Source organism: Pseudomonas sp. XP1, from assembly GCF_053557675.1.
The window spans coordinates 38,036-42,044 of the sequence record NZ_JBNRIJ010000015.1 but is presented as its reverse complement, the minus strand read 5'-3'; the positions used below and the strand labels follow the sequence as shown (position 1 = coordinate 42,044).

3 protein-coding genes and 1 pseudogene are annotated in these 4,009 nt (G+C 65.3%); 1 reads left to right on the top strand and 3 read right to left on the bottom strand.

Annotated elements, in window-relative coordinates:
• Window positions 1-32: 32 nt before the first annotated feature.
• The 3 genes and pseudogenes from ACK1U9_RS15020 to ACK1U9_RS15010 form a co-directional block, all read right to left on the bottom strand.
• On the bottom strand, window positions 33-737 hold the full coding sequence (locus tag ACK1U9_RS15020) for a methyl-accepting chemotaxis protein (protein ID WP_419199674.1): 705 nt from the start codon (window positions 735-737) through the stop codon (window positions 33-35).
• A gap of 228 nt (window positions 738-965) precedes the next feature.
• A pseudogene (locus ACK1U9_RS15015) lies at window positions 966-1,076 on the bottom strand (hypothetical protein); the annotation flags it as partial.
• A gap of 765 nt (window positions 1,077-1,841) precedes the next feature.
• Complete coding sequence (locus ACK1U9_RS15010; protein ID WP_046615832.1) at window positions 1,842-3,605, bottom strand: ABC transporter transmembrane domain-containing protein; 1,764 nt, start codon at window positions 3,603-3,605, stop codon at window positions 1,842-1,844.
• Between the two features lie 213 nt (window positions 3,606-3,818).
• On the opposite strand from ACK1U9_RS15010, the gene ACK1U9_RS15005 reads away from it, so the two are divergent.
• Window positions 3,819-3,992 carry a PA1571 family protein gene (locus tag ACK1U9_RS15005; protein ID WP_173015109.1) on the top strand — a complete coding sequence of 58 codons (174 nt, stop codon included), beginning with the start codon at window positions 3,819-3,821 and terminating at the stop codon, window positions 3,990-3,992.
• Window positions 3,993-4,009: the final 17 nt, after the last annotated feature.

Genomic DNA, 4,009 nt, shown 5'->3' with positions numbered 1-4,009 from the left:
CCGGCGATGGGCTGCGCAGCGGCCCTTTGAAATCAGGCGCTCAGGCGGGAGGTGACTTCGCCCAGTTGCCCGGACAACCCATGCAAGCGCTGCCCCGCCTGCTCGGTATGTTGTACGGCCTGCTGGTTAGCCGTGGCGATGCGGGTGATTTCGATCAGGTTGCAGGAGATGTCCTCGGCCACGCTGGTCTGCTCTTCGGCCGCGGTAGCGATCTGCCGGTTCATGTCGCGGATCGCTTCCACTGCCAAGGTGATACGCTGCAGCATCTGCCCGGCTTGCTGCACCTGCTCGGCACCCTCCTCGCTGCGCTGCTGGCCGCTTTCGATGGCCTTGACCGCCTCCACCGCCCCCGATTGCACCGCCTCGATGATCTGGTGGATCTCGGCGATCGACGCCGCCGTCCGCTGGGCCAGGCTGCGCACTTCATCGGCGACTACCGCAAAACCTCGCCCGGCCTCGCCGGCACGGGCCGCTTCGATGGCCGCGTTGAGCGCCAGCAGGTTGGTCTGCTCGGCAATACCGCGGATCACCTCGAGGACTTTGCCAATGCGCGTGCTGTAATGCTCCAGGTCGCGTATCACCGCCGCCGTACCGGCAATTTCGCGGTTGACCGCGCCGATGATGTCGATGGTCTGCTGCATCACCTGCTCGCCCGCCTGGGCACTGTGGTCGGCATCGTCCGCCGCGCGGGCGGCCTCGGCGGCGTGGCGGGCGACTTCCTGGGCGGTGGCGGACATCTCGTGCATGGCCGTGGCCACCTGGTCGGTGCGCTGGAACTGGTCGTGGGTACCACGGGCCATGTCGCCGGCGATGCTGCGCAACTGACCACTGGCGCCTTCCAGTTCCTGGGCGTTGTCCTGCAGCCGGCCGACCGTGTCGGCAAGGAAGTCGCGCAGGGTATTGGCGGCCCGCGCCAGGCGGCCCAGTTCGTCCTCGCGGCGGCTGTCTACCCGGGCGGCAAAGCGGCCCTGGCTAAGCTGCGCGACATAGTCGATCAACTGGCGGATCGGCTCGACCAGGCTGCGGTTGACCAACCACAGACTGAGCAGCCCCACCAGCACGGCCGAGACCAGCATCACCAGCAGGCCCACCCATACCGTGCGCTCGGCGCCAGCACTGAGGCTGGCGGCGTGCTGAAGGGCCTCGGCACGCAATTGCTCGACCAGTTCGCTCATCTGCTCGCTGGCGGCGCGGTCCACGCCCTTGACCGCCTGGTCGCCTGCCACAGGGTCGCCGCCCGCCGCCAGGAATGCCTGGCGACCCTGCGCATAGGCTTGGCCCAGCTGCCGGTGGCTGTCACGCAGCTGCTGCAACGGCGCCTTCAGCCTGGCGTCGCTGCTGTCGATCAATTGTCCGAGCAGTTTCTGCACCTGCTGCTCGCGAGCCTGGAACTGCTGCCAGTACTTGTCCATGTCAGCCGGCTGGCGCCCGCGCAGCAGCACGTTCTTCCATTCCTGCACCTGAATCTTGAACTGCAGGTTGGCTTCGTCAATCAGTTGCGAGGCCCGCAGCGGCCCGTCAACCAGCTCGGCGTAGCCGCGCACGCTGGAGGAAAGGAACTGGAAGCACACCAGGGCGATCAGCAACATCGCCACCAGACTGCCGCCGAGCAGGGAGAGAATTTGCACTCTGAGGGATTTACGCAACATCTTGGATCTCGGAAAGCAGGAGGAAGACCGTAGGGCCGCGCAAGCTGGCAACAAGGTGCAACGCAGCCCGGTTGCTGGCAGGCCAAAAAAAGGCTGCCATCAAGCAATGGCAGCCAGGTCGAGCACTTACGCAACAGTTGAGCTAGATACTCTCAGGCAATTACTACAGAAATGTTACAGAGCCACGACAAGCTAACCCGTGGTGAACTGCAGGGCCGCCAGCCGGGCATACAGTGGGCTCTCTTCGATCAACTGGCGGTGCGTCCCCACCGCCACCAGCCGGCCCTTGTCGATGACCGCGATACGGTCGGCATGCTGGACCGTAGCCAGCCGATGGGCGATCACCAGGGTGGTGCGCCCGGCCATCAGGCTGGGCAGCGCCTGCTGGATCAGGTGTTCGCTTTGCGCGTCGAGTGCGCTGGTGGCTTCGTCCAGCAACAGGATCGGCGCATCGACCAGCAACGCACGGGCAATGGCCAGGCGCTGCCGCTGACCGCCAGACAGGCCGATGCCGCCCTCGCCCAGCGGTGTCTGGTAGCCCTGCGGCAATTGCCGGATGAATGCATCGGCATGAGCACCTCGGGCCGCTGCCTCGACCTCGGCCAGGGTCGCCTCGGGCCGGCCATAGCGGATGTTGGCCTCGACCGTGCCGCGAAACAGCGAAGGGTTCTGTGCTACCAGGGCGAACTGATGGCGCAGGTGATCGGGGTCGAGCTCGGTGATCGCCCGGCCATCAAGCAGGATGCGCCCCTGCTGGGGATCGTAGAAGCGCAGCAACAAATCGAACAGGGTCGACTTGCCCGCCCCCGACGGGCCCACCAGCGCCACGGTCTGCCCCGGCTCGATGGCCAGGCTCAGGCCATCGACAGCCGCCACCGAGGGCCGTGATGGGTAGGCGAACACCAACTGCTGCAGCTCGATACGCCCACTGGCCCGCTGCTGCGGCAGCACCTGCGCCATGGCGGGCGGCAGGATCGCACTGCGCGCCGCCAACAGTTCGGCAATGCGCTCGGCGGCACCCGCCGCCCGCTGCAACTCGCCGATCACCTCGCTGAGGGTGCCGAAGGCGCTACCGACGATCAGGCTGTAGAACACGAAGGCGGCCAGTTCGCCCGCAGAAATACGCCCGGCGATCACGTCCATGCCGCCAACCCACAACATTACCCCCACCGCTCCAAGAACCAGCACGATCACCAAGGTGATAAGCCAGGCACGCTGGGCAATCCGCTGCCGGGCCACGGCAAACGCCGCTTCGACCGTACCGGCGAACAGCTGGCGGTCATGCGCCTGGTGGTTGTAGGCCTGCACGGTCTTGATCTGTCCGAGGGTCTCGGCCACATAGCTACCCACATCCGCCACCCGGTCCTGGCTTTGCCGCGACAGGCTGCGTACGCGGCGGCCGAACAGCAGGATCGGTGCCAGCACCAGTGGCAGGGCCACCACCACGATGCTGGTGAGCTTGGGGTTGGTGATGAACAGCAACACCACGCCACCGATGACCATCAGCGCGTTGCGCAGGAACATCGACAGCGAAGAGCCGATTACCGATTGCAGCAAGGTGGTGTCGGCGGTCAGCCGCGACTGGATCTCGGAGCTGCGGTTGTCTTCGAAAAACCCGGGATGCAGGCCGATCAGGTGGTCGAACACGGCCCGACGGATATCGGCCACGCAGCGCTCGCCGATCCACGACACCAGGTAGAAGCGGCTGAAGGTACCCACCGCCAGGGCCACCACCAACAGCAGGAACAGGCCAATGGTCTGGTTGAGCTGATGCGCGGAGCGGGTCATGAAGCCCTGGTCCACCAGCAGGCGGATGCCCTGGCCCATGGACAGGGTGATGGCGGCGGTGACTACCAGGGCCAGCAAGGCCAGCAGCACCTGGCGACGGTACGGACGGACAAACTGCCAACCCAGGCGCAGGGCGCGGCGTTGGCGCGGGGAAACCGATTCGGGCATGGCGCAGACTACATTGGCGGGGAAACCGCAGCCTACCACTCATCCACGCCTGTGGAACCCTTGCAGGGTTGCTATAGCCTATCGGTCTAACCAGGCTATGGAGCTTTACTGCCGTTTCTGTTGGACTGTGCCTGCCGTGACCCTGCAGGTACTGTCACAGGCCAGTCACGGCACAGGGTTAACCTGCGCTTGAACCTGATGAGGAGACAATACATGAGCTTGCAGCATGGCAGCGACAACCAGAAGCCCCGGAATACCCCTCAGCCGCAGGTGTGCGGTTCGATCATCGATGCCCAGGGGCGCGAAGTACCGATCACCGAGCAGATGATCCAGCAGGCATGCAAGGCCCTGGAAGAAAGCCGGGTCGAGCGCGTACGCAAAGGTTGATCGGCGAATTCTTGCAA